Genomic DNA, 22,555 nt, shown 5'->3' on the forward strand with positions numbered 1-22,555 from the left:
ATTTTTTAGTACCTCCCTGGAGTTATTGCAGTTTAAAAATAGGGCTATTTAATAGCGGAACCGTTTCAATATTGATTTGACGCAAAAAAGTTATCGATTTTGCTGTTAGTTTCCTCGCGAAGTTATACACGCATCCTGGACTGAGGTTTTGATGCAGTTCGAAGGAGGCGTGCATCCGTGGAAAAAAGAGGAAAGCAATGGACGTCAGCCGCAGACAATTTTTTAAAATCTGCGCGGGCGGTATGGCGGGAACAACGGTGGCCGCACTGGGTTTTACCCCTAAAATGGCCCTGGCTCAGGCGCGAAACTATAAGCTGTTGCGCGCAAAAGAGATCCGTAACTCCTGCACATACTGTTCCGTAGGTTGCGGGCTATTAATGTATAGCCTGGGAGATGGGGCAAAAAACGCGAAAGAAGCGATTTACCATATTGAAGGCGACCCGGATCATCCGGTAAGCCGTGGCGCGTTGTGCCCGAAAGGGGCCGGTTTGCTGGACTATGTTCACAGTGAAGATCGCCTACGCTATCCGGAATACCGCGCGCCGGGTTCCGACAAGTGGCAGCGCATTAGCTGGGATGACGCTTTCACTCGTATTGCTAAATTAATGAAAGCCGACCGCGACGCCAACTTTATTGAAAAGAATGAGCAGGGCGTCACGGTTAACCGCTGGCTCTCTACCGGAATGCTGTGCGCCTCGGCGGCCAGCAATGAAACGGGTATGCTGACGCAGAAGTTTGCGCGTTCTCTCGGTATGCTGGCGGTAGATAACCAGGCGCGCGTCTGACACGGACCAACGGTAGCAAGTCTTGCTCCAACATTTGGTCGCGGTGCGATGACCAACCACTGGGTGGATATTAAAAACGCCAACGTCGTGATGGTGATGGGCGGCAATGCCGCAGAAGCGCATCCGGTGGGTTTCCGCTGGGCGATGGAAGCGAAAAACAATAACGATGCGACGCTGATTGTCGTTGATCCACGCTTTACGCGTACGGCGTCGGTGGCGGATATCTATGCGCCAATACGTTCCGGTACAGACATTACCTTTCTGTCCGGCGTTTTGCTGTACCTGATCGAAAATAACAAAATCAACGCTGAATACGTTAAGCATTACACCAACGCCAGCCTGCTGGTGCGGGATGATTTTGCCTTTGATGACGGTCTTTTCAGCGGCTATGACGCCCAAAAGCGTCAGTACGATAAATCCTCCTGGAACTACCAGTTCGATGAAAACGGCTATGCCAAACGTGATGAAACGTTGACGCACCCACGCTGTGTGTGGAATCTGCTGAAGCAGCACGTTTCGCGCTATACGCCGGACGTCGTGGAAAACATTTGCGGTACGCCGAAAGCAGACTTCCTGAAGGTGTGTGAGGTGTTGGCCTCTACCAGCGTTCCGGATCGCACTACCACCTTCCTGTATGCGCTGGGCTGGACGCAACATACTGTCGGGGCGCAGAACATCCGTACTATGGCGATGATCCAGTTGCTGCTCGGCAATATGGGGATGGCTGGCGGCGGTGTGAACGCCTTGCGCGGCCACTCTAATATTCAGGGCTTAACGGATTTAGGACTGCTCTCCACCAGCCTGCCGGGCTACCTGACGCTGCCATCGGAAAAACAGGCCGATCTGCAAACTTATCTGTCCGCGAATACCCCCAAAGCGACGCTGGCCGATCAGGTCAACTACTGGGGTAATTATCCTAAGTTCTTCGTCAGCCTGATGAAATCTTTCTATGGCGATGCGGCGCAGAAAGAGAATGACTGGGGCTTTGCCTGGCTGCCTAAGTGGGATCAGTCCTATGACGTGATCAAATATTTCAACATGATGGATAGCGGGAAAGTCACCGGCTATTTCTGTCAGGGCTTTAACCCGGTGGCGTCCTTCCCGGACAAAAACAAAGTGGTGCAAAGCTTAAGCAAACTGAAGTATCTGGTCGTTATCGATCCGCTGGTGACTGAAACGTCGACGTTCTGGCAGAACCACGGCGAATCTAATGATGTCGATCCGACAACGATTCAGACCGAAGTCTTCCGTCTGCCGTCTACCTGTTTTGCGGAAGAGGATGGCTCTATCGCTAACTCCGGTCGCTGGTTACAGTGGCACTGGAAAGGTCAGGACGCGCCGGGCGAAGCGCGTAACGACGGCGAGATTCTGGCCGGTATTTACCATCGTCTGCGTGAAATGTATCGCGCAGAAGGCGGTAAAGGCGCCGAACCACTATTGAAGATGAGCTGGAACTACAAGCAGCCGGATGAACCGCATTCGGAAGAAGTGGCGAAAGAGAACAACGGCTATGCGCTGGAAGATCTCTATGATGCCAACGGTACACTGCTTGCCAGGAAAGGCCAGTTGTTGAGCAGTTTTGCATTACTGCGCGATGACGGTACGACATCCTCCTCCTGCTGGATTTATACCGGTAGCTGGACGGAGCAGGGCAACCAGATGTCCAGACGTGATAATGCCGACCCGTCAGGGCTTGGCAATACACTGGGTTGGGCGTGGGCGTGGCCGCTAAACCGTCGCGTATTGTATAACCGCGCTTCGGCGGACTCGCAGGGTAAACCGTGGGATCCAAAACGGATGCTGATCCAGTGGAACGGCGCGAAGTGGACAGGGAACGATATTCCGGACTTTAACAACGCGGCGCCGGGGAGCGGGACCAATCCGTTTATCATGCAGCCGGAAGGGCTGGGACGTCTGTTTGCTATTGATAAAATGGCGGAAGGGCCGTTCCCTGAACACTACGAGCCGATGGAAACGCCGCTGGGCACTAACCCGCTGCACCCGAATGTGGTCTCGAACCCGGCGGCGCGTCTGTATGAAGAAGATGCGCTGCGCATGGGTAAGAAGGAGCAGTTTCCGTACGTGGGCACGACTTACCGCCTCACAGAGCATTTCCATACCTGGACCAAACATGCGCTACTTAACGCTATCGCTCAGCCGGAACAGTTTGTGGAGATCAGTGAGACGCTGGCGGCAGCGAAAGGTATTGCTAACGGCGACTATGTGAAGGTGAGCAGTAAACGCGGGTTTATTCGCGCGGTCGCGGTGGTAACTCGTCGTCTTCGCACTCTGCATGTCAACGGTCAGCAGGTTGAAACGGTGGGGATCCCGATTCACTGGGGCTTTGAGGGTGTCGCGCGCAAAGGCTATATCGCCAATACTCTGACGCCAAATGTCGGTGATGCCAACTCGCAAACGCCGGAATACAAAGCGTTTTTAGTTAACATCGAGAAGGCGTAAGGGAGGCGAACATATGTCTATGGAAACGCAGGACATTATTAAACGGTCCGCAACAAACGCCATCACGCCGCCTCCGCAGGCGCGTGATTACAAAGCCGAAGTCGCGAAACTGATCGACGTCTCCTCCTGTGTCGGCTGTAAAGCCTGCCAGGTAGCCTGTTCTGAATGGAACGATATTCGCGATAACGTTGGTCAGTGTGTCGGGGTGTACGATAACCCTGCCGATCTCAGCGCCAAGTCCTGGACGGTGATGCGCTTTACCGAAACCGAGCAGAACGGCAAGCTGGAGTGGCTGATTCGTAAAGATGGTTGTATGCACTGTGAAGATCCGGGCTGTCTTAAAGCCTGTCCATCTGCCGGGGCTATCATCCAGTACGCGAACGGGATTGTTGATTTTCAATCTGAACACTGTATCGGCTGTGGCTACTGTATCGCCGGGTGTCCGTTTAATATTCCGCGCCTCAACAAAGAGGACAACCGCGTTTATAAATGTACGCTCTGCGTCGATCGCGTCAGCGTGGGCCAGGAACCGGCCTGCGTCAAAACTTGTCCGACCGGGGCTATTCACTTCGGCACCAAAAAAGAGATGCTGGAACTGGGTGAGCAACGCGTGGAGAAGTTAAAAGCGCGTGGCTTTGAACATGCCGGTATCTACAACCCGCAGGGCGTCGGCGGTACGCACGTTATGTATGTGCTGCACCATGCCAATCAGCCGGAGTTGTACCACGGCTTGCCGAAAGATCCGCAGATCGATACCTCAATCAATCTGTGGAAAGGGGCGCTAAAACCGCTGGCCGCAGCGGGCTTTATCGCCACTTTCGCCGGTCTGATTTACCACTACATCGGTATTGGCCCGAATAAAGAAACGGACGACGATGAGGAGGATCATCATGAGTAAGTCGAAAATGATTGTGCGCACGAAATTTGTCGACCGCGCCTGTCACTGGACGGTGGTGATCTGCTTCTTCCTGGTAGCGCTGTCGGGGATTTCGTTTTTCTTCCCGACGCTACAATGGCTGACGCAAACCTTCGGCACGCCGCAGATGGGACGTATTTTGCACCCGTTCTTCGGTATTGCCATTTTCATCGCGCTGATGTTTATGTTCGTGCGTTTCGTCCACCACAACATCCCGGATAAAAAAGACATTCCGTGGCTGAAAAATATTGTCGAAGTATTGAAAGGCAATGAGCATAAGGTGGCGGATGTCGGCAAATACAATGCCGGACAGAAGATGATGTTCTGGTCCATTATGAGTATGATTTTTGTGCTGCTGGTGACTGGCGTGATTATCTGGCGTCCGTATTTCGCGCAGTATTTCCCCATGCAGGTGGTGCGTTATAGCCTGTTAATTCATGCGGCGGCGGGCATTATTTTAATGCACGCGATCCTCATCCATATGTATATGGCATTTTGGGTGAAAGGCTCGATTAAAGGCATGATCGAAGGGAAGGTCAGCCGTCGCTGGGCGAAGAAACATCATCCACGCTGGTATCGTGAAATCGAGAAGGCGGAAGCAAAAAAAGAGAGCGAAAAAGGTATTCAGTAATTCTTTCGCGATCTGATAAACAAGGCGCTATCCTCGTAGCGCCTTGTTTTCATCTGCTGTCTGTATACTCAGACGACCGCAGCAAATCGTTTAACGACGGAAATCGATGACCATACGGCCACGAATTTGCCCTTGTTCCATCTCTTTAAAAATAACGTTGATATCTTCAAGCGGACGTAAAGCGACTTTTGGCACGACTTTTCCTTCCGCCGCGAACTGGAAGGCTTCGGTCAGATCCTGGCGTGTCCCCACCAACGAACCGACAACCTGAATGCCATCCAGCACCAGGCGAGGGATATCAAGGTTCATGGCTTCTGGCGGCAGCCCGACTGCCACCACGCGGCCTCCGGCGCGAACGGCATCTACTGCGGAATTAAACGCCGCCTTAGCGACCGCGGTAACCACCGCTGCGTGCGCGCCACCGGTTTTTTCCTGCACAATTTTAGCCGCATCTTCCGTACGTGAATTAATGGTCAGATCTGCGCCCATTTCCTCGGCCAGTTTCAGTTGTCCATCATTGACATCAATGGCGATCACTTTCGCATTGAAAACGTTTTTCGCGTACTGCAAGGCCAGATTACCCAGACCGCCCAGACCGTAGATGGCAATCCACTGGCCAGGTTTAATATGAGAAATCTTCACCGCTTTATACGTGGTAACGCCCGCGCAGGTAATACTACTTGCCGCCGCAGAGTCCAGACCTTCCGGTACTTTCACCGCATAATCCGCGACGACAATACACTCTTCGGCCATGCCGCCATCTACCGTGTAACCGGCATTTTTCACGTTGCGGCATAAGGTTTCATTGCCCGTATTGCAATACTCACAGTGTCCGCATCCTTCATAAAACCACGCGACACTCGCGCGATCGCCGGGTTTCAGCGAGGTGACACCGGGACCGACTTCCGCCACGACGCCAATGCCTTCGTGTCCCAGAATGACGCCGGTTTTGTCACCGAAATCGCCGTTTTTCACGTGTAGATCGGTATGGCATACGCCGCAACACTCCATTTTTAGCAAAGCTTCACCGTGGCGAAGGGGACGCAGCGTTTTCTCAGTAACATCAACCTGATGATCTTGTGTGACAACAGCAGCTTTCATAACCTTCTCCTTTTCTTAATAGTGAACTGCATAGCAGGTAATAGCAGGTAAGGTGCTATTACCTCTTTAGGATTAATATTTCTGATGAGTTATGCAAGGCGGCAGAAATACAATGTAATAGTTTAGCCAGGATTATCCTGATAAATCCCCGTTCAATACATAAAGGTGGCTAATATTAGTAGCTTGACAAATAAGCAGGAAAAGGAATGCAGGTGTGTCGACAGACTCACCAAAACTAAAGCAGAAAGTGATATCCGGCGGCATTCACCGCCGGGTACGTATTAAATGGAAGTCCGGCGGTAGTCGCGGTATTCCGGTTTCCAGAAGTTATCGTCAATCGCCTGTTGCAGCGCTTCCGCAGAGGTTTTCACCGCTACGCCTTGTTGCTGCGCCATTTTGCCTACGGCAAAAGCGATAGCGCGCGACACGACCTGGATGTCCTTAAGCGCTGGCAACACTAATCCTTCGCCGTTATTCACCAGCGGAGAATGTTTCGCCAGCGTCTCACTGGCTGACATCAGCATTTCATCAGTAATGCGCGATGCGCCGGAAGCGATAACCCCCAGTCCGATGCCGGGGAAAATATAGGCGTTATTACATTGTGCGATCGGATAAATCTTATCTTTCCAGATGACCGGCGAGAATGGGCTGCCGGTTGCCACCAGCGCGTTGCCTTCCGTCCAGGCGATAATGTCCTGTGGCGTGGCCTCCACGCGAGAGGTGGGATTAGAGAGCGGCATGACGATCGGGCGAGGGCAATGCTTATGCATCTCGCGGATGATCTCTTCAGTAAAGAGCCCGGTCTGGCCGGAAACCCCGATCAGGATATCCGGCTTCACGTTACGCACCACATCCAGCAGCGACAGCACGTCATTTTCGATATCCCAGTGCTGGAGATTGTCGCATTTCTGCACCAGTTTAGCCTGGAACGGCAATAAATTAGGCATCCGGTCCGTCAACAGGCCGAAGCGATCGACCATAAAAACGTTCTGTCGAGCGGCGTCTTCGCTTAAACCTTCACGCTGAGTCTGCGCGATGATTTGTTCAGCAATCCCACATCCGGCGGAACCCGCGCCGAGAAAAACGATTTTCTGCTCGCTAAGCTGACTGCCGGCAGCGCGGCTGGCGGCGATCAACGTACCGACGGTCACGGCTGCGGTGCCCTGAATATCATCGTTAAAGGAGCAAATCTCATCACGATAGCGCGCCAACAGCGGCATTGCGTTTTTCTGCGCGAAATCTTCAAACTGTAGCAGGATATCTGGCCAGCGCTGCTTAACGGCCTGAATAAACTCATCGACAAACGCATAATACTCATCGTCGGTAATGCGCGGATGACGCCAGCCCATGTAAAGCGGATCGTTGAGTAACTGCTGATTGTTGGTGCCGACATCGAGCACAACGGGAAGGGTATAGGCCGGACTAATGCCGCCGCAGGCGGTGTATAATGACAGCTTACCGATAGGGATCCCCATCCCGCCGATGCCCTGATCGCCAAGCCCCAGAATCCGCTCGCCATCCGTCACCACAATAACTTTAATGTTGTGGTTAGGCACATTCTGCAAAATGTCGTCCATATTGTGACGGTTCGGATAAGAGATAAATACGCCGCGCGCCCGGCGATAAATCTCAGAGAAGCGCTCACAGGCCGCGCCCACGGTCGGGGTATAGATAACCGGCATCATCTCTTCAAGATGGTTTTGCACCAGTCGATAAAAGAGCGTTTCGTTGGTATCCTGGATGTTACGCAGGTAAATATGCTTATCGATTTCTGTTTTAAACCCCTGATACTGGAGCCAGGCGCGTTCGGCCTGTTCTTCAATCGACTCGACGACCTCCGGCAGCAGCCCTGACAAATTGAAGTTGCGGCGCTCTTCTACGCTAAAAGCGCTGCCTTTGTTTAACAGGGGGAATTCCAGCAATACAGGGCCAGCGTAAGGGATATAAAGGGAACGTGCTTTCTTGGTTGTAGTTTCCATGTTACTCACTCTTTTTCGAATAACTGTCCCTGGCACCGTCGTTTATCATCATATATTGCCTTCCACCAGGGAACCGACCCTGAGTATAAAGCATTGTGAGACGTTAAGGTCATTCCTATAAACAAAAACACCATTGCAGATGCAATGGTGTTTAACGTCATTTCAGGACTGTACGATTACTTTTGGCTATCGGCGCGGCGCTTTCTGCCGGTTGGGTTATTCACCACGCTGCTGGTGTCGCCTTCAGTAACAACCTTACGCTGGTTGGAAATTCTGTAATCCAGTCCAAGTATATGACGAGCCTGACGGTTCGATTTCATGTTAACTCCTCAATCCTGTTGCTAGTTTTAAGGACAAATTCGCTTACGCGAAAGAAACGTAACCCCTAAGGTTGCCGATACAGCATAGCAGGTTTTACAGAGTCGGGTGCTGCCCGCTTACCACATAGTTGATGGTCTGCTGGTAGATGTCACTGAGGATGTCATTGTCGGAAGCCTCAACCCATTTGGTCAACTCCATTAAAATATCATCTTCAGTGACAACGCCTAACTCCGCGCGTAATCCTTGTTCAATCGCGTTGACCAGGGCCGGTTGTGCTGCTGAGGTATTTGCTGAGTGATAAGTAAACATATAATGCCTCCGTGAACATGTATTTATTTAGTACGGCTCGCAGAAAATTAATTCGTATTCAGCATGGCAAATATTTTTGCGGCTGTGGTTAAGATTAGTCCTGGAGTTATTTTAACGCAAGGCGGAACTCTAATTGTTTACCCCAGAAGAAAATATATTACGTTTGCCAATTACATATCCTCATACAAATAGTGGTCAATTAATATACATTTAAAAGACTACTTATTGCGATTTTTATCATTTATTACAATGGGATAGAGCAAAGCTTAATACACATTAAAATATATATCATGGAATACGCTTACAGAAGAAAAAGTAAGGATAAAAGGAGGGATATATTCTTTAAAGAAAGGGAGGCCTGTTGGTTTAATATCCATAAATGAAAAAGCATAAACCATTTTCTATATCTGAAGTGCGGGTAATTGACAACAGGCTACCTCCATCGGCATGGTCAACGCAGATTAGCAGCATGGTCTATACTTTATTTTTTGAGCCAACAGGAGAGCAAAAATGACAATCCATAAGAAAGGTCAGGCACACTGGGAAGGCGACATCAAACGGGGTAAAGGTACTGTATCAACAGAAAGCGGCGTGCTTAATCAACAACCGTATGGATTCAATACCCGGTTCGAAGGCGCGCAGGGAACCAACCCGGAAGAGTTAATCGGCGCCGCACATGCGGCCTGTTTCTCCATGGCGCTATCACTCATGCTGGGAGAGGCTGGATTTACGCCCACCTCCATTGACACCACCGCTGACGTATCGCTTGATAAGGTGGATGCGGGCTTCGCCATTACCAAAATTGCACTACAAAGCAAAGTCGCGGTAGCAGATATTGATGCTTCAACTTTCGATCAAATCATCCAGAAAGCAAAAGCCGGATGCCCGGTTTCGCAGGTTCTGAATGCGGAAATCACTCTCGACTACCAGCTTAACGCCTGATAACTCCGCCAGCCCGGTAACGACTCTTGTTTATCGGGCTGTTGAATATCGCTGTTAAAAGTACACAGAGCGAATGAAAATGTATCAGACGGCAGGAACCTCGAGAAGCGTCTTCTTACCGTGTCTTTGTTGGTATTCATTACAGGTGTTAATCATTTTCTTTGCAGCTCCTTTTAGTAAAGAAAGCATTAAATCATCATAATCAACGTAGAATCTGGTTGTTTCGGTTTCCGTTTTTATCTCCCCAATTGCTGCTATTTCAGTGGCTAATTTCAATTTTGCCGCATCAATATCTTTATTCGCTTGTTTCACTGTAGCTGATAAGCTAGTAAAGAAATTTTGCACTGCTTTTAGCCTGTTATTCAATTCTGGAATCAATTTCCCTTCAATCACGCCCGCAGCAATAGAATAGGAAATAATTAATCCAAACGGACCGGCGATTATGCCGGCTGCAGCACCGGCATAAGCTTCCTTACGAATTTTATCCACCTGTGACTGAAAATAACTGCTTTTTTCCGAGAAATCATTGGTTAACTGGCTATCTAATGCCAGCAGTTTTCCGGAAGCGTTGTTGAAACTTTGTGAACTTTCCAGGAGAGCTTTTTGCGCTTCATTCAGTTTCTTGACGCCATCATCTAATATCCTGATGAGAATGTCTTTCTGGGCTGATGCTTTTTTCTCATTGTATTCATCAAATAGTAAAATATACGCTGTGAGTAATTGCGTCACGACACCACACCATTCATAAACAGTTTGTGTCGCTTCAAAATACTTGTCCTGGCTGTCCATAAGCAAAACTTTAATATCACCAACTAAAATAGAAGCTGCCTGCGAGTACTCCTGTTTAAAACGGCTTAACTCTTTTATAGTTTCATCAAAGGTCTTCCAGGGGATGACCTGGTCGAGGTATTTGTTATAAAGATCTAATGCCCCATCTGCGGTTTCGATCGCGCTTTTAACTACCTCTACAGTTTGATCTGCAAATATTCCAGTCATAATCACTTGCCTCTTTAAATATATAAATTGCAATTAAACCTCTGTTTTACAACTTATTCTTACCTATTACCTCCAGATAACTTTTGTAGCTTTAGTTAACATTCCAGAAGCTGGAAATACTGCCAGCTGCCTGCTTATCTACGCAGGGTACGATTACTCTGCTGCATTTTCTCCAGAATACGACCAAAAGAAACTGTTTTGCTTCCTACTTTCACCATTCCATCTTCCGGCAAGTAGCTAAATTTGACGTACAGTATATTGTTGCTGGTTTTATCTTTTGGCTTCATAGCCAAAATGGCTTGCTGTAATGCTTTTAGGTCGGAGGGGATTCCCACCGCATCGGTGATATCGGTACCGGGCACAAATTTCGATACCTGTTCAACAGTTTGAGTCAATATATCCTGCAGCGGAAATAAGCCGGTAAAACGTTGTTTGGGTTTATATTTTGTCACTCCCATATAAATGTCAGGTAGACCTTTAATGTGGTTTTCAATACTGCGAGTTTTATTTTGCAACATAAATTCGCTAATCTCTACCGGAGAGCCGATCAATACCAGCGGTTTCACTCCTGCACCTTTTTCGGAAAAGAGATAGTTGTTATTGCTGCTTTTTACTGCTTTCTGCAACTCGCCACGATCCACGATTAAGCTGTAATATTTACCCTCTTTCACAACAGGTTTGGGTTCACGCCACATATTGATACCGCTAGCTTGTGCTAAACTGGATGCCATCATGTAACCGAAAAACGTCAATGTTACGGATAGTTTCATTAACTTTACCTTTTTAATTAGCCAAAAAAATAGCACTCGTAAAAAGTATAAAGCCGTGGTTGCAACAAAACTTAAACGTCGCTCACTTCACCGATAAGCATTTATTTATCTTAATAATGTAAATTCCCTGTCCAATAATACCTGAATTATTACCCTTTGAATTCAACTACTTGCAGTTATAGTGCTAAATAACAATAAATCTACTGGAAGTATACAGTTTGTGTACGAAAGGTGATTTTTATGATTACGGAAACCTGAAATTGTCAGACTATCTGTAAATGCTATGAAATTGTATTGTAGATCCGATTGCGCCCGGTGCTGATGACTACCGGGGCAATAGTGGTTGGTTTAGCCCTGATAGAGTTCGCCAGCGGCGTAGACGCCACAAGCCGTTTTGGCCAGGGCTGGTGGTTGCCTCCGGAATGCTGACAGGAAATCTGTTTACGATGTTTGTTCTGCCCACCGTTTGTGTCTGGCTGGCGCGCGATTGCGACAGCATGTCAGAGCGAAGTTCTCTTTCATCAGCTCAACGTAGCGCATACCACGTCATTTGCTGTTGTCGCGGTCTACTTTTTCGCCCTAAAATCTGCTCGCCATGTTGCTTTCTTTAGCAAACATCAAAATCAGTCAACGTAAATATCATTAATAGCCATATCACGGAGGATGATCTTTATTCCTGAGAGAGGAGGGGTATTATTTCTTCGTTCTACATTAACGGGTTAACGTGCAGATGTAGAGGTTATTTATATAATTATTGGAGCAACAACAATGAATAAATTCTCCCTTGCTACAGCAGGTATTATCGTGGCAGCGCTGGTAACCAGTGTTAGCGTGAATGCGGCAACAGATACTACTAAAACAAACGTTACGCCTAAAGGTATGAGCTGCCAGGAGTTTGTTGATCTCAATCCGCAGACGATGGCGCCAGTCGCTTTCTGGGTGCTGAATGAAGATGAAGATTTTAAAGGCGGGGACTACGTTGATTTCCAGGAAACTGAGACGACAGCAGTGCCGTTAGCCGTTGAGCTTTGTAAGAAAAACCCGCAGAGTGAATTAAGCAAAATAAAAGACGAAATCAAGAAAGAACTCTCAAAATAAGAGTAAACTGATATCAAAACCCGGCCTGTGTGTCGGGTTTTACTATTTGTGACACCGTCACAAATGACATCTTCCATTTCTTCTACCAATCACGTGGTATTGCACTATTTTCATTAGAGCCCTTTCACTATATGGAGACCTAATGAAAATTTTACCGCTGACACTCTTTATCATTCCTTTTCTGGCCGGATGTGGCGCCAATAATACGCCGCCGCAAACGCCTATTCCTGGGGAAAAAACCTCTGCCAAATTACGTACCCTGGAAACAGGCGCGGCGGCTATTCAATCCAGACCACCTGTCGATGCCATCAGTACCTACCTTGACGGGTTCCATTTTTATAGCGGTGATAAAAACGGACAGATGGAAGCGCACCATTACGTTACCGTCCTGAACGAAGATGTCATGCAGGCGGTGATTTACGACGGCAATACGAAAAACGCGCGCCTGATGGGGGTGGAGTACATTATCAGCGAACGTTTATTTAAAACACTTCCTCCCGAGGAGAAAAAACTGTGGCACAGCCACCAGTACGAGGTGAAATCCGGTAGCCTGGTGGCGCCTGGCTTACCGCAGGTCGCTGATAAGGCGTTGATGAGTAAGATTGTTAATACTTATGGCAAGACCTGGCACACCTGGCATACCGATCGGGATAAAACCCTGCCAATGGGTATCCCTGCGCTGATGATGGGCTTTACTGGCGACGGGCAGCTTGACCCCGCGCTGCTGGCCGATCGGGATCGCCGCCTGGGAATTGATACCCAGGCCATTAAACGCGAGCGGCAGGATCTGCCTGAACATCCCGTTATCAAGGGGGCTAACGCCTGGGAGCAGGGGGAGGTTATCCAGCTACAGCGTGTTCAGGGCTCTGGCGAACACGGGCGAGGCGATACCGCGCACTTCGGTACATCTGAGCAATCCCGACAATAATTCCACGGTTTTACACGCAGATACGAAAAAGAACGTCCGTTAAGTGACAGTGTCACGTAAAGATTAGCCCCATAGTCTATGCTTGTTCTTCGGATGCTGTAGAGGTTATGGGTTAAACGGAGCGACAGATGAGTTCAAAAATTTTTTGCAAAAGCTGGGGGGCTGAATATATCGCCGCTGATGTTGTCCGCTTTCGTCTTTGGGCCACCGGTCAGCAAAAGGTTATGCTCAGGCTTGCGGGTAAAGACCAGGAAATGCAGGCGAGCGGTGACGGCTGGTTTACGCTGGACGTCTCCGGGGTGACGCCAGGTACGGAGTATAACTTTGTACTCAGCGATGGCATGGTGGTCCCCGATCCGGCTTCCCGCGCCCAAAAAACTGACGTCAACGGTCCGTCATATGTGGTTGATCCAGGCAGCTACGCGTGGCGCAACACCGGGTGGAAAGGTAGCCGTTGGGAGCAGGCCGTGGTGTACGAGATGCATACAGGCACGTTCACTCCGGAAGGCACTTTCCGCGCCGCAATAGCGAAGCTGCCTTATCTCGCTGAACTCGGCGTTACCGTTATTGAAGTGATGCCCGTTGCGCAATTTGGCGGCGAACGCGGCTGGGGCTATGACGGCGTACTGCTTTACGCGCCGCATTCTGCCTATGGGACGCCGGATGATTTCAAAGCGTTTATTGACGCCGCGCATGGGTATGGTCTTTCCGTCGTCCTGGATATTGTGCTGAACCATTTCGGCCCGGAGGGAAATTATTTACCGCTATTGGCGCCGGCGTTTTTCCACAAAGAGCGCATGACGCCGTGGGGAAACGGTATCGCCTATGATGTCGACGCCGTGCGGCGCTATATCATCGAGGCGCCGTTATACTGGCTGACAGAATACCATCTCGACGGCTTACGCTTTGACGCTATCGATCAGATTGAAGACAGTAGCGCAAAGCATGTGCTGGTTGAAATCGCACAACGTATTCGGGAAGACATTACCGACAGATCCATTCATCTGACTACCGAAGATAGCCGCAATATTATTTCTCTGCATCCCCGTGATCAGGGTGGCAATGCGCCGCTGTTTACCGCCGAATGGAATGACGATTTTCATAATGCCGTCCACGTTTTCGCGACCGGAGAGACCCAGGCTTACTACAACGATTTTGCTGATGCCCCGGAAAAACACCTCGCGAGAGCGCTGGCCGAAGGATTCGCTTATCAGGGAGAAATTTCACCACAAACCGGCGAACCTCGCGGCGTAAAAAGTACCGGACAACCCCCGGTCACCTTTGTGGATTTTATTCAGAATCACGATCAGGTCGGTAACCGCGCCCAGGGCGACAGACTGATAACCCTGGCGGGTGCTGAACGAACAAAAGTATTGCTCGCCACGTTGCTGCTTTCACCGCATATTCCGCTGCTTTTTATGGGCGAAGAGTATGGCGAAAGCCGTCCTTTTCTTTTTTTTACCGATTTCCATGGGGATTTAGCCCGCGCCGTTCGTGACGGTCGCGCAAAAGAGTTTGCCGATCATGCAGGGGAAAATGTTCCGGACCCGAATGCGCCAGAGACCTTCCAACGCTCAAAACTTAACTGGAAGCAACAGCACAGTGAAGAGGGTAAAGCGTGGCTGGCGTTTACCCGCGAACTACTGCTTTTGCGCCAGAAGCATATCGTACCGCTGTTGTCCGCTGCCCGTGAGAGCTCAGGAACGGTATTGCAAACCGCGCCCGGGTTTATTGCCGTTAGCTGGCGTTTTCCGGGAGGAACACTGTCACTGGCGCTGAATATTAGCGCCACGACAGTATTGCTGCCCGATTTACCGGGTAAGACTCTCTTCGCCTGGCCGAATGAATCCACCGGGTCGCTTTCCCAACATTCTCTTATTATCCGCTTAGCCCAGGGAGAGTCTGCATCATGATCCCAACTGCAACGTATCGCCTTCAGTTTCGTAATGGCATGACCTTCGATCGCGCCGCGGCGCTGGTGCCTTACCTTAAAAATCTGGGTATCAGCCATCTTTATGCCTCACCCATCTTTACCGCCACCAAAGCGTCAACGCATGGTTATGATGTCACCGATGCGAATGAGATTGAGCCCTCTATTGGCGGGCGTGAAGGATTTGAAAGACTGGTGGCTGAACTTAAAGCACAAGGTCTGGGATTGATCATCGATATTGTGCCTAATCACATGGCCAGCTCGCTGGAAAACGCCTGGTGGCGCGACGTGCTTGAATATGGCAAGGAGAGCCGTTACGCGCGCCATTTCGATATTGACTGGTCGCGCCGACTGACGCTGCCTTTTTTAGGCGACACGTTTGACGCCGTGCTGGAAAACGGAGAAATTGCGATCAAGCCCGATCCCGCTACGGGTAAACCCACGTTCGCCTATTATGATAACTATTATCCGCTTGCGCCGGCAACGTGGCAGGGGCGCGAGGCTGAAATACTGGCGCTTACCGATAAAGCCGCCATTGCTGATTTGCATGAGCGCCAGCCGTGGAAATTAATGTCCTGGCGCGATGCCGCCCGCTCGCTTTCATATCGGCGTTTCTTTGAGGTCACAGGGCTGGTAGGAATGCGGGTAGAAGATAAAACCGTCTTCGACGATACACATCGGCTGATTCTGGAGCTGGTCAGAACGGGGGCGGTTGACGGTTTACGTATCGATCATATCGACGGCCTCGCCGATCCGAAAGCCTATCTTGCGCGTTTACGTCAGGAAGTGGGGCCGGCGTGCTATATCACCGTGGAAAAAATTCTCGCTAAAGGCGAGCAACTTCCTGACGACTGGCCGGTTTCCGGCACCACAGGCTATGAATTCATCGCCTCGCTGGCGGAGGTGCTGGTTGACGATGAGCAGATAGACAATTTGCGCCAGGCTTACGAGACCGTTAAAGGCGCGCCAGTGGATATGCGGGCGGAATTACGGGCAGCTAAATTGCTGATGGTCGATCGCAATTTCGAGGGGGAATTTACCCGGCTGCTCGCGATTGCGCTATCGATTGCCAGCGAGCTACAGATCGCACACGAAGAGAGCGTCGTTCGGCAGGCGTTACGCGAGTTATTAATTGCCTTTCCCGTATATCGCACTTACGGCACAGCAGAAGGGCTACCGCCGACCGATATTTGCCTGTTACACCGTATTGTGGAACGGGTAAAGACGCTTGAAAACCCTCCGCAGCCAGAAGCGCTTACATTTCTGAGCCGCCTTCTTACCGGCGATGTTCCCACCTCCAGCCAGGAGGAGGCGACACAGTTTCGCGTTCGGTTCCAGCAACTCACCGGTCCGCTGATGGCGAAATCGGTAGAGGATACGCTTTTCTTTCGTCAAAACATGGGACTGGCGTTAAATGAAGTCGGCGCCGAGCCCGTCACCCATCACTTCTCCATCGAACGCTTTCACCATGAGATGAAAACCCGACAGGCGCGACAGCCTGACGCGTTATCCGGTACGTCGACCCACGATACCAAGCGAGGCGAGGATGCGCGAGCACGGCTGTATACGCTTACCGAAGCGCCGGAACAGTGGAGCGAATGTCTTGCTCGCTGGCGGCAGATGAACCAGACCCATGTCAAATTTTTGAATGATGGCACTGCGCCAAAATCGGCGGATACGTGGATGTTATATCAGGCGCTGACCGGCGTCTGGCCCCCGGTGCTACAACCACAGGACGAAACAGGTTTAAACGCGCTGAAAACACGCTTTGAAGCCTTTGTGGAGAAAGCGCTACGCGAAGCGAAGTTACGTACCGATTGGGTGGACAGTAATGAGGCTTACGAAACGGCAATGCTTGATTACGCCCGTTATTTACTGGCGCCGGATAATCAGACATTTTTGCAGGATTTTTATCGTTCCTTGCAACCCTTCATCCGCGCAGGGCTGGTTAACAGCCTGACGCAGACCGTTATCAAATTAACCGCGCCGGGAGTACCTGATATCTATCAGGGGAGCGAGGCGTTGAATTTTAGCCTTGTCGATCCCGACAACCGCCGCGAACCGGATTTCGCCACGCTGGAGCAGCAGTTAGACCAACTGACGCCGGGAGTTTTCTCGCGCGAAGAGAGTTGGCTGAACGGGCAGGTGAATCAGTATGTCACCGCCGCATTACTGCGTCTGCGTCAGCAGAATCATGAGCTCTTCCGTTTTGGCGACTATATACCGCTGCGGGCTGTTGGTCAGCGTGCCGATAAGGTCATCGCTTACGCCAGAGTCAATCATGATGATGCGCTGATTGTTGTTGCGCCCCGACTGGTGTTCGCCGAATGTGACGGCTTATTGTCGCAATCGCATACCGGTTTCTGGTCAGGAACCGACATTATTATACCCGGACAGCTTAATCAGCATCGTTATCGCAATGTGCTTACCCAGGAGAGGTTAATGCCTGGTGAACGCCTGTCGTTGGCCTCACACCAGGGCGGCGTACTGGTTTTAATAGCGACTGAGTTTATGTGTTGATGTGCCGTGACAGGACAACGTTTACCGTGGGTGGAGAAAGAGAATGACAACAAACAGGGCTTTTGAAATCAGATCAGGATACAGCCATACGCTTGGCGCGAATTATGACGGCGAAGGCGTGAATTTCGCTATTTTTTCCGCCCATGCGGAACGCGTCGAGCTTTGTCTTTACGATCCGAGCGGGGAGCATGAAATCGCTCGTCTGGAGTTACCGGAATATACCGACGAAATATGGCACGGCTATGTCCCGAAGTTGCAGCCCGGCGCGCTGTATGGGTACCGCGTTTACGGCCCTTATGACCCGGAAAATGGCCATCGCTTTAACCCCAATAAGCTGCTTATTGACCCTTATGCCCGTGAGCTGGTGGGCGATATTCAGTGGAATGATGCGCATTTCGCGTATCAATTACTTCATGACGATAAAGATTTGACCTTTGATGACCAGGATAGCGCGCCATTTACGCCTAAATGCCGGGTGATTGATCCGGCTGAGGCTAACTGGGAGGATAGACAACGGCCTTCCATACCGTGGTCGAACGCCATTATTTATGAAACGCATGTAAAAGGCTTTACCCAGCTTAATTCCGCGATCCCTGAGCCTCTACGCGGTACGTTTGAGGGCATGGGGCATAAAGCCAGCGTGGATTACATTAAAAGTCTGGGCATTACCTCCGTCGAACTTTTACCCGTTCACTGGTTCCCGGACGATCAGCATCTGCTCGATAAAGGACTGAAAAATTTCTGGGGATACAACTCGCTTGGCTTTTTTGCGCCAGCGACGCGCTACTATGGTCCAAAAGGTATTCAGGGATTCCGCGATATGGTGCGCGCTTTCCATGATGCCGGCATCGAAGTGATACTGGATGTGGTCTATAACCATACGGCAGAAGGGAATGAGCTTGGTCCCACGCTGTCATTTAAAGGTATCGATAACTTCTCCTACTATCGCACCATGCCCGATCAGCATCGCTATTACATTAACGATACAGGGACAGGTAATACCGTCAATACCTCTCATCCACGGGTACTGCAAATGGTGATGGATTCGCTTCGCTATTGGGCGGAGTCAATGCATGTCGACGGCTTTCGTTTTGATTTGGGCACCATTCTTGGTCGTGAGCCGGAAGGCTTTGATCAGAGAGGCGGTTTTTTTGATGCGGTAACGCAAGACCCGGTGCTGGCAAAACTGAAACTGATTGGCGAACCCTGGGATATCGGACCGGGCGGCTATCAGGTTGGCGGTTTTCCACCAGGGTGGGGCGAATGGAATGATAAATACCGCGATACGGTGCGCGAATACTGGAAAGGTGACAACGTCACAAATGACTTCGCCGCACGCCTACTGGGTTCCGGCGATCTCTATGATTTGCGCGGCCGTCGCCCCTGGTCAAGCGTTAACTTTATTACTGCCCATGACGGCTTCACGCTGAACGATCTGGTGTCTTATAACGACAAACATAATGAAGCCAATGGCGAAGATAATAATGACGGGCATAATGATAACCGCTCCTGTAACTATGGCGCAGAAGGGCCAACCGACGACGATGGCATCAATGCGATACGCGAGCGACAGAAACGTAATTTCCTGACCACCTTGCTTTTCTCGCACGGCACGCCGATGTTATTAGCGGGCGATGAGTTTGGCCGCAGTCAGATGGGTAATAACAATGGCTACTGTCAGGACAGTGAAATATCGTGGGTCCACTGGGATAATTTGCCGGAAACCGCCAATGCGCTACGGGAGTTTACCCGTCATCTGATTCAACTGCGCACCACGCAACCGTTGCTGCGCCGGGAGAGCTGGCGTGACGGTCTGGAGATCCGCTGGTTTAACGCCGGGGGAGGACCGCAGCAATCCGAGCAATGGGATGAGGGATCGACGATAGGCGTATGCATTAGTCGTCCCGATCTCCAGCCGGAAGCGGGGATCTGGCATGACGCCTTACTGCTTTTCAATCCGTTTGAAGGCAGCGTACCGTTCCGTATTCCGATGTGGGGAGAAGGCGGCTGGGTACTTGAACTGACGACTGCCGATAACGCGCAGCAGGGAATGCGGATTACCGAAGAAATGGATTTCGATCTGGCCGGGCGCAGCATCGTGTTATTCAGACGCCCCTGATAGTGAAACCGCGCTCCGGACCCAACCGGCCTTTATGGCCGGTTTTTTTACTGGCGCTTCCCGGTAACCGCAAACTTTAGTAGTTACCTCAATGAGTTATTGACCACTGAATTTTCTACGATAACATGACTAACAATATACACATGATAAGAACCACTACACTGGGAAATCGTTGTGTGGTGAAGTTGATATTATTTGATTGTTAAAAAAATAATATCAATCTATTGTTTTTAATGGTTTTTTATCACCATTCGGAGATGGATGATGAGTTGTATTACAAAAAGCATACAGAATGAATATGTTTTATTGATGGAAAACGCTTTTTCTGAAAAATATAAACACGCATTTAGAAATTTAGAACTGAAGGAATTACGTAGATTCATCCTGAAAGAGATAATTAGCTCTCCCGATTTAGATAATCAACTTACAAACCTAATTGTGTTGCTAAATAAATTTTGGGATACTCACGCTGCGGCGCTTACAACAGAAATTCGGGCGTCTAAAAGTTATCGATTATTACTTCCGATTCAACGCTTTGGTTATAACATATCTAATCATCTTAGATCTCTTGGAATTTATTTTGATAGCATCATAATGGTTGATCCATTACATTTCCCTTCTCTTAGTTCTCTGCATTCATTTTTATCATTACCACCAGATAATAGCTATGTCCGCATGCGCAGATTGGTATTGCTTGAACATGTTTCCAATCTATTTCGCGCCATCCCATTTATGACTATTGATGATGATTATCCAATTTTTCTAATCGTCCCTGAATTACTAGATTTTGATAAAGAACGCAATCATGAACAATCTGCCGCTTTTCTAAGTCAGCTCTTTTTTAAAGATAGAAAAATGGATTACGCTACTTATTTGGCGTTTCTTGAGCACTTTGGGAGAAATGAACAAACATTCCAGAAGATTCTAACAAATAAAGAACTATTAAAAAAATTGCTTGATAATTTCAATAACATCGAAAAAGAAGTCTGGGTTTACGATACAGATTTAAAGAGTTTTACAACAAGAGAGGTAGATCTTCTGGATTATGATCTGCCGTCAGCTATAGCAACCTTACTGGGGAAGGTTGAAGGTGCAATTTATGCACAACGTTCAACTCAATTATCGGCAACACTATTAGGCATTGATCCGGTTATTTATAGCAACCATATGTTTTTACATGAATGGACTACGGAGCAGTTGGTCAAGGATTATGGTAAATTAAATCCTCTTTCTTCTGAAGAGCAAGCGATTACAATGGGCCTTTCAGCCGCGGAAGTAAAATTCCTTACTGCGCTTTCCGATCTGGAATTAAAAAAGATTAGAGAAAGAGGTCAACTGGAATCCTTAAGACATGAACTAAGAATTTCAAGGCATGACTTGCAAGGAAAAAAACCAGATCAAATGCAAGATGCGGCAGATAATTTTTCAAAACATTTAATCAATGTGGTCGAAGAGTATGGAAAGTCGCATGAAACAGCCATTAAGAATTCAAAGAAAAAAAAGATCTCGTCCGGATTAATTTTTGCAGGAACAGCCACGTTAGGTATAGCTTCTCTTGCCATGCCGCAACTGACATTACTTTCAGCAGCAGCAACGGGAATTGGTCTGGCCTTTGGTGGTAAAAGTCTGGCAGATATTTTTAGTGAACATAAAGCACATAAAAATGAAATCCAGATATTAGAAAGAACACCCGTATCGCTTTTGTATGGAGCATATAAAAAGAAATAGTAATACTGTGTATACCGTCTGGTAGCGGAAGTCTGGCATTTGATAGTTTTTGAAGCATGGGCTCGTATCAGGGAAACTATCCCCCTCTGTACAGAGAGGACGGCGGGAGTAATCCCGCCTCCTACTCGATGCTCAGAATGTACTTGGCTGGTTATTTGCAGCCTGGATGCTGTTATGCCTGTACTTAACTAATTTTAATATCGTCGAGGTTGATATCTTCCTCTTCATGATCATTACTTATAACAACATCCCGATGAACATCTTTTTTGATGACAGCATAGACAGTTGCCGTTACTAATATATTAACTAACAACGCCATAATACCTGCCATTGGATGTGACATTGTTGGAATCATCAAAACACCACCAAAAGGTACAGTTGCATCAGCACCATATACCATGGTGATTGCGCCACCACAAGCACCGCCGATTGCCGCTGCAGCAATACCGCGAACGATATCATTCATCACTATAGGTATAGATCCTTCAACAATATTTACTACCCCCATAGGAACCGCCGACTTTAACATTTCGATTTCTTCATTATTATAGATATTTTTGCGAAGAAGTTTGGCGATAAAAAACGCAAGTCCAAAACCGATAGGTGTTGCCGTATTAACTAGCTGAAGGGCAGTAATTGGCTCATTTATTCCCTGTGCCTGAAGTGTTAAAACGAATGCGAAGCAGGTTTTATTGATCGGACCGCCAAAATCAACGATACACAACGCCCCAATAACAGCACCTAATAGTAAATTAGATGAAGTTCCCATACTTCTCAGGAACGATGTGAGAGCATCGGTAAAAATACCAATAGGCGTACCGATGATATAGACCATGATCAGGGCACTGAGAATGGATGCAAAAAATGGCACAATCAATGTCGGCATTAAACCCCGTGCCCAGTCAGGAACCTTCACGTTTTTAATGATAGCAAGTGCAATATACCCGGAAATATAGCCCCCGATCATACCACCGATGAAACCCGCACCAATGGAGTTAGCCGCCAGGCCTACCACAAAGCCT

Annotated in this window: 17 protein-coding genes; 10 read left to right on the forward strand and 7 right to left on the reverse strand. The window is 49.0% G+C overall.

Annotated elements, in window-relative coordinates; translation table 11 throughout:
* Positions 1 to 197 precede the first annotated feature (197 nt).
* Genes fdnG through fdnI form a run of 3 tightly spaced genes read left to right on the forward strand, consistent with a single transcriptional unit; the run spans position 198 to position 4,792 of the window.
* Positions 198 to 3,245 (forward strand): formate dehydrogenase-N subunit alpha, encoded by a 3,048-nt coding sequence (fdnG, locus tag ACLD11_RS03875; RefSeq protein ID WP_411011325.1) that lies wholly within the window; start codon positions 198 to 200, stop codon positions 3,243 to 3,245.
* A gap of 13 nt (positions 3,246 to 3,258) precedes the next feature.
* Positions 3,259 to 4,143, forward strand: a complete 885-nt coding sequence (gene fdxH, locus ACLD11_RS03880; protein ID WP_000061602.1) for a formate dehydrogenase subunit beta — start codon at positions 3,259 to 3,261, stop codon at positions 4,141 to 4,143.
* A complete protein-coding gene (gene fdnI, locus ACLD11_RS03885; protein ID WP_000045658.1) occupies positions 4,136 to 4,792 on the forward strand; it encodes a formate dehydrogenase-N subunit gamma in 657 nt (218 codons plus the stop codon). The genes fdxH and fdnI overlap by 8 nt, the downstream gene beginning before the upstream one ends.
* Before the next feature lie 90 nt (positions 4,793 to 4,882).
* Here fdnI and adhP read toward each other — a convergent pair whose 3' ends face one another.
* The 4 genes from adhP to bdm all read right to left on the reverse strand — a co-directional run bounded on the left by adhP (position 4,883) and on the right by bdm (position 8,502).
* The gene (adhP, locus tag ACLD11_RS03890) at positions 4,883 to 5,893 is read right to left on the reverse strand and encodes an alcohol dehydrogenase AdhP (protein ID WP_000642447.1); all 1,011 of its coding nucleotides are present in this window, start codon (positions 5,891 to 5,893) and stop codon (positions 4,883 to 4,885) included.
* 281 nt (positions 5,894 to 6,174) lie between these two features.
* On the reverse strand, positions 6,175 to 7,872 hold the full coding sequence (locus ACLD11_RS03895) for an NAD-dependent malic enzyme (protein ID WP_411011327.1): 1,698 nt from the start codon (positions 7,870 to 7,872) through the stop codon (positions 6,175 to 6,177).
* A 176-nt stretch (positions 7,873 to 8,048) separates the two neighbouring features.
* Positions 8,049 to 8,192, reverse strand: a complete 144-nt coding sequence (gene sra / locus ACLD11_RS03900) for a stationary-phase-induced ribosome-associated protein (RefSeq protein ID WP_000841559.1) — start codon at positions 8,190 to 8,192, stop codon at positions 8,049 to 8,051.
* Positions 8,193 to 8,286: 94 nt separating this feature from the next.
* Positions 8,287 to 8,502: a biofilm-dependent modulation protein gene (gene bdm / locus ACLD11_RS03905; protein ID WP_000495700.1), complete on the reverse strand. Its 216-nt coding sequence runs from the start codon at positions 8,500 to 8,502 to the stop codon at positions 8,287 to 8,289.
* 510 nt (positions 8,503 to 9,012) lie between these two features.
* Here bdm and ACLD11_RS03910 point away from each other — a divergent pair.
* Positions 9,013 to 9,444, forward strand: a complete 432-nt coding sequence (locus tag ACLD11_RS03910) for an OsmC family protein (protein WP_023218048.1) — start codon at positions 9,013 to 9,015, stop codon at positions 9,442 to 9,444.
* An 84-nt stretch (positions 9,445 to 9,528) separates the two neighbouring features.
* On the opposite strand, the gene hlyE is transcribed toward ACLD11_RS03910, so the two are convergent.
* Both hlyE and ACLD11_RS03920 read right to left on the reverse strand, forming a co-directional pair.
* Positions 9,529 to 10,440 (reverse strand): hemolysin HlyE, encoded by a 912-nt coding sequence (gene hlyE, locus ACLD11_RS03915; RefSeq protein ID WP_058331496.1) that lies wholly within the window; start codon positions 10,438 to 10,440, stop codon positions 9,529 to 9,531.
* 134 nt (positions 10,441 to 10,574) lie between these two features.
* Positions 10,575 to 11,210: a hypothetical protein gene (locus ACLD11_RS03920; RefSeq protein WP_411014557.1), complete on the reverse strand. Its 636-nt coding sequence runs from the start codon at positions 11,208 to 11,210 to the stop codon at positions 10,575 to 10,577.
* A gap of 768 nt (positions 11,211 to 11,978) precedes the next feature.
* On the opposite strand from ACLD11_RS03920, the gene hdeB reads away from it, so the two are divergent.
* The 6 genes from hdeB (at position 11,979) to ACLD11_RS03950 (ending at position 21,533) form a co-directional block, all read left to right on the forward strand.
* Positions 11,979 to 12,308: an acid-activated periplasmic chaperone HdeB gene (gene hdeB, locus ACLD11_RS03925; RefSeq protein WP_001032161.1), complete on the forward strand. Its 330-nt coding sequence runs from the start codon at positions 11,979 to 11,981 to the stop codon at positions 12,306 to 12,308.
* A 142-nt stretch (positions 12,309 to 12,450) separates the two neighbouring features.
* Positions 12,451 to 13,236: an OBAP family protein gene (locus tag ACLD11_RS03930; protein WP_411011328.1), complete on the forward strand. Its 786-nt coding sequence runs from the start codon at positions 12,451 to 12,453 to the stop codon at positions 13,234 to 13,236.
* 128 nt (positions 13,237 to 13,364) lie between these two features.
* Complete coding sequence (treZ, locus tag ACLD11_RS03935) at positions 13,365 to 15,149, forward strand: malto-oligosyltrehalose trehalohydrolase (protein WP_411014558.1); 1,785 nt, start codon at positions 13,365 to 13,367, stop codon at positions 15,147 to 15,149.
* The gene (gene treY, locus ACLD11_RS03940) at positions 15,146 to 17,686 is read left to right on the forward strand and encodes a malto-oligosyltrehalose synthase (RefSeq protein WP_411014559.1); all 2,541 of its coding nucleotides are present in this window, start codon (positions 15,146 to 15,148) and stop codon (positions 17,684 to 17,686) included. The genes treZ and treY overlap by 4 nt, the downstream gene beginning before the upstream one ends.
* Positions 17,687 to 17,729: 43 nt before the next feature.
* Positions 17,730 to 19,805 (forward strand): glycogen debranching protein GlgX, encoded by a 2,076-nt coding sequence (glgX, locus tag ACLD11_RS03945; RefSeq protein ID WP_411014560.1) that lies wholly within the window; start codon positions 17,730 to 17,732, stop codon positions 19,803 to 19,805.
* A gap of 261 nt (positions 19,806 to 20,066) precedes the next feature.
* Entirely contained in the window at positions 20,067 to 21,533 is a 1,467-nt protein-coding gene (locus tag ACLD11_RS03950; RefSeq protein ID WP_183060340.1) for a hypothetical protein, read from the forward strand.
* Between the two features lie 184 nt (positions 21,534 to 21,717).
* Here the strand turns inward: ACLD11_RS03950 and ACLD11_RS03955 are convergent.
* Positions 21,718 to 22,555: fructose-specific PTS transporter subunit EIIC (locus tag ACLD11_RS03955; RefSeq protein WP_411014561.1), on the reverse strand; the 838-nt coding region annotated here is incomplete at its 5' end.

Origin of the sequence: Salmonella sp. 741265116_PST, from assembly GCF_046567715.1 — a bacterium.
Taxonomy (GTDB): domain Bacteria; phylum Pseudomonadota; class Gammaproteobacteria; order Enterobacterales; family Enterobacteriaceae; genus Salmonella; species Salmonella enterica.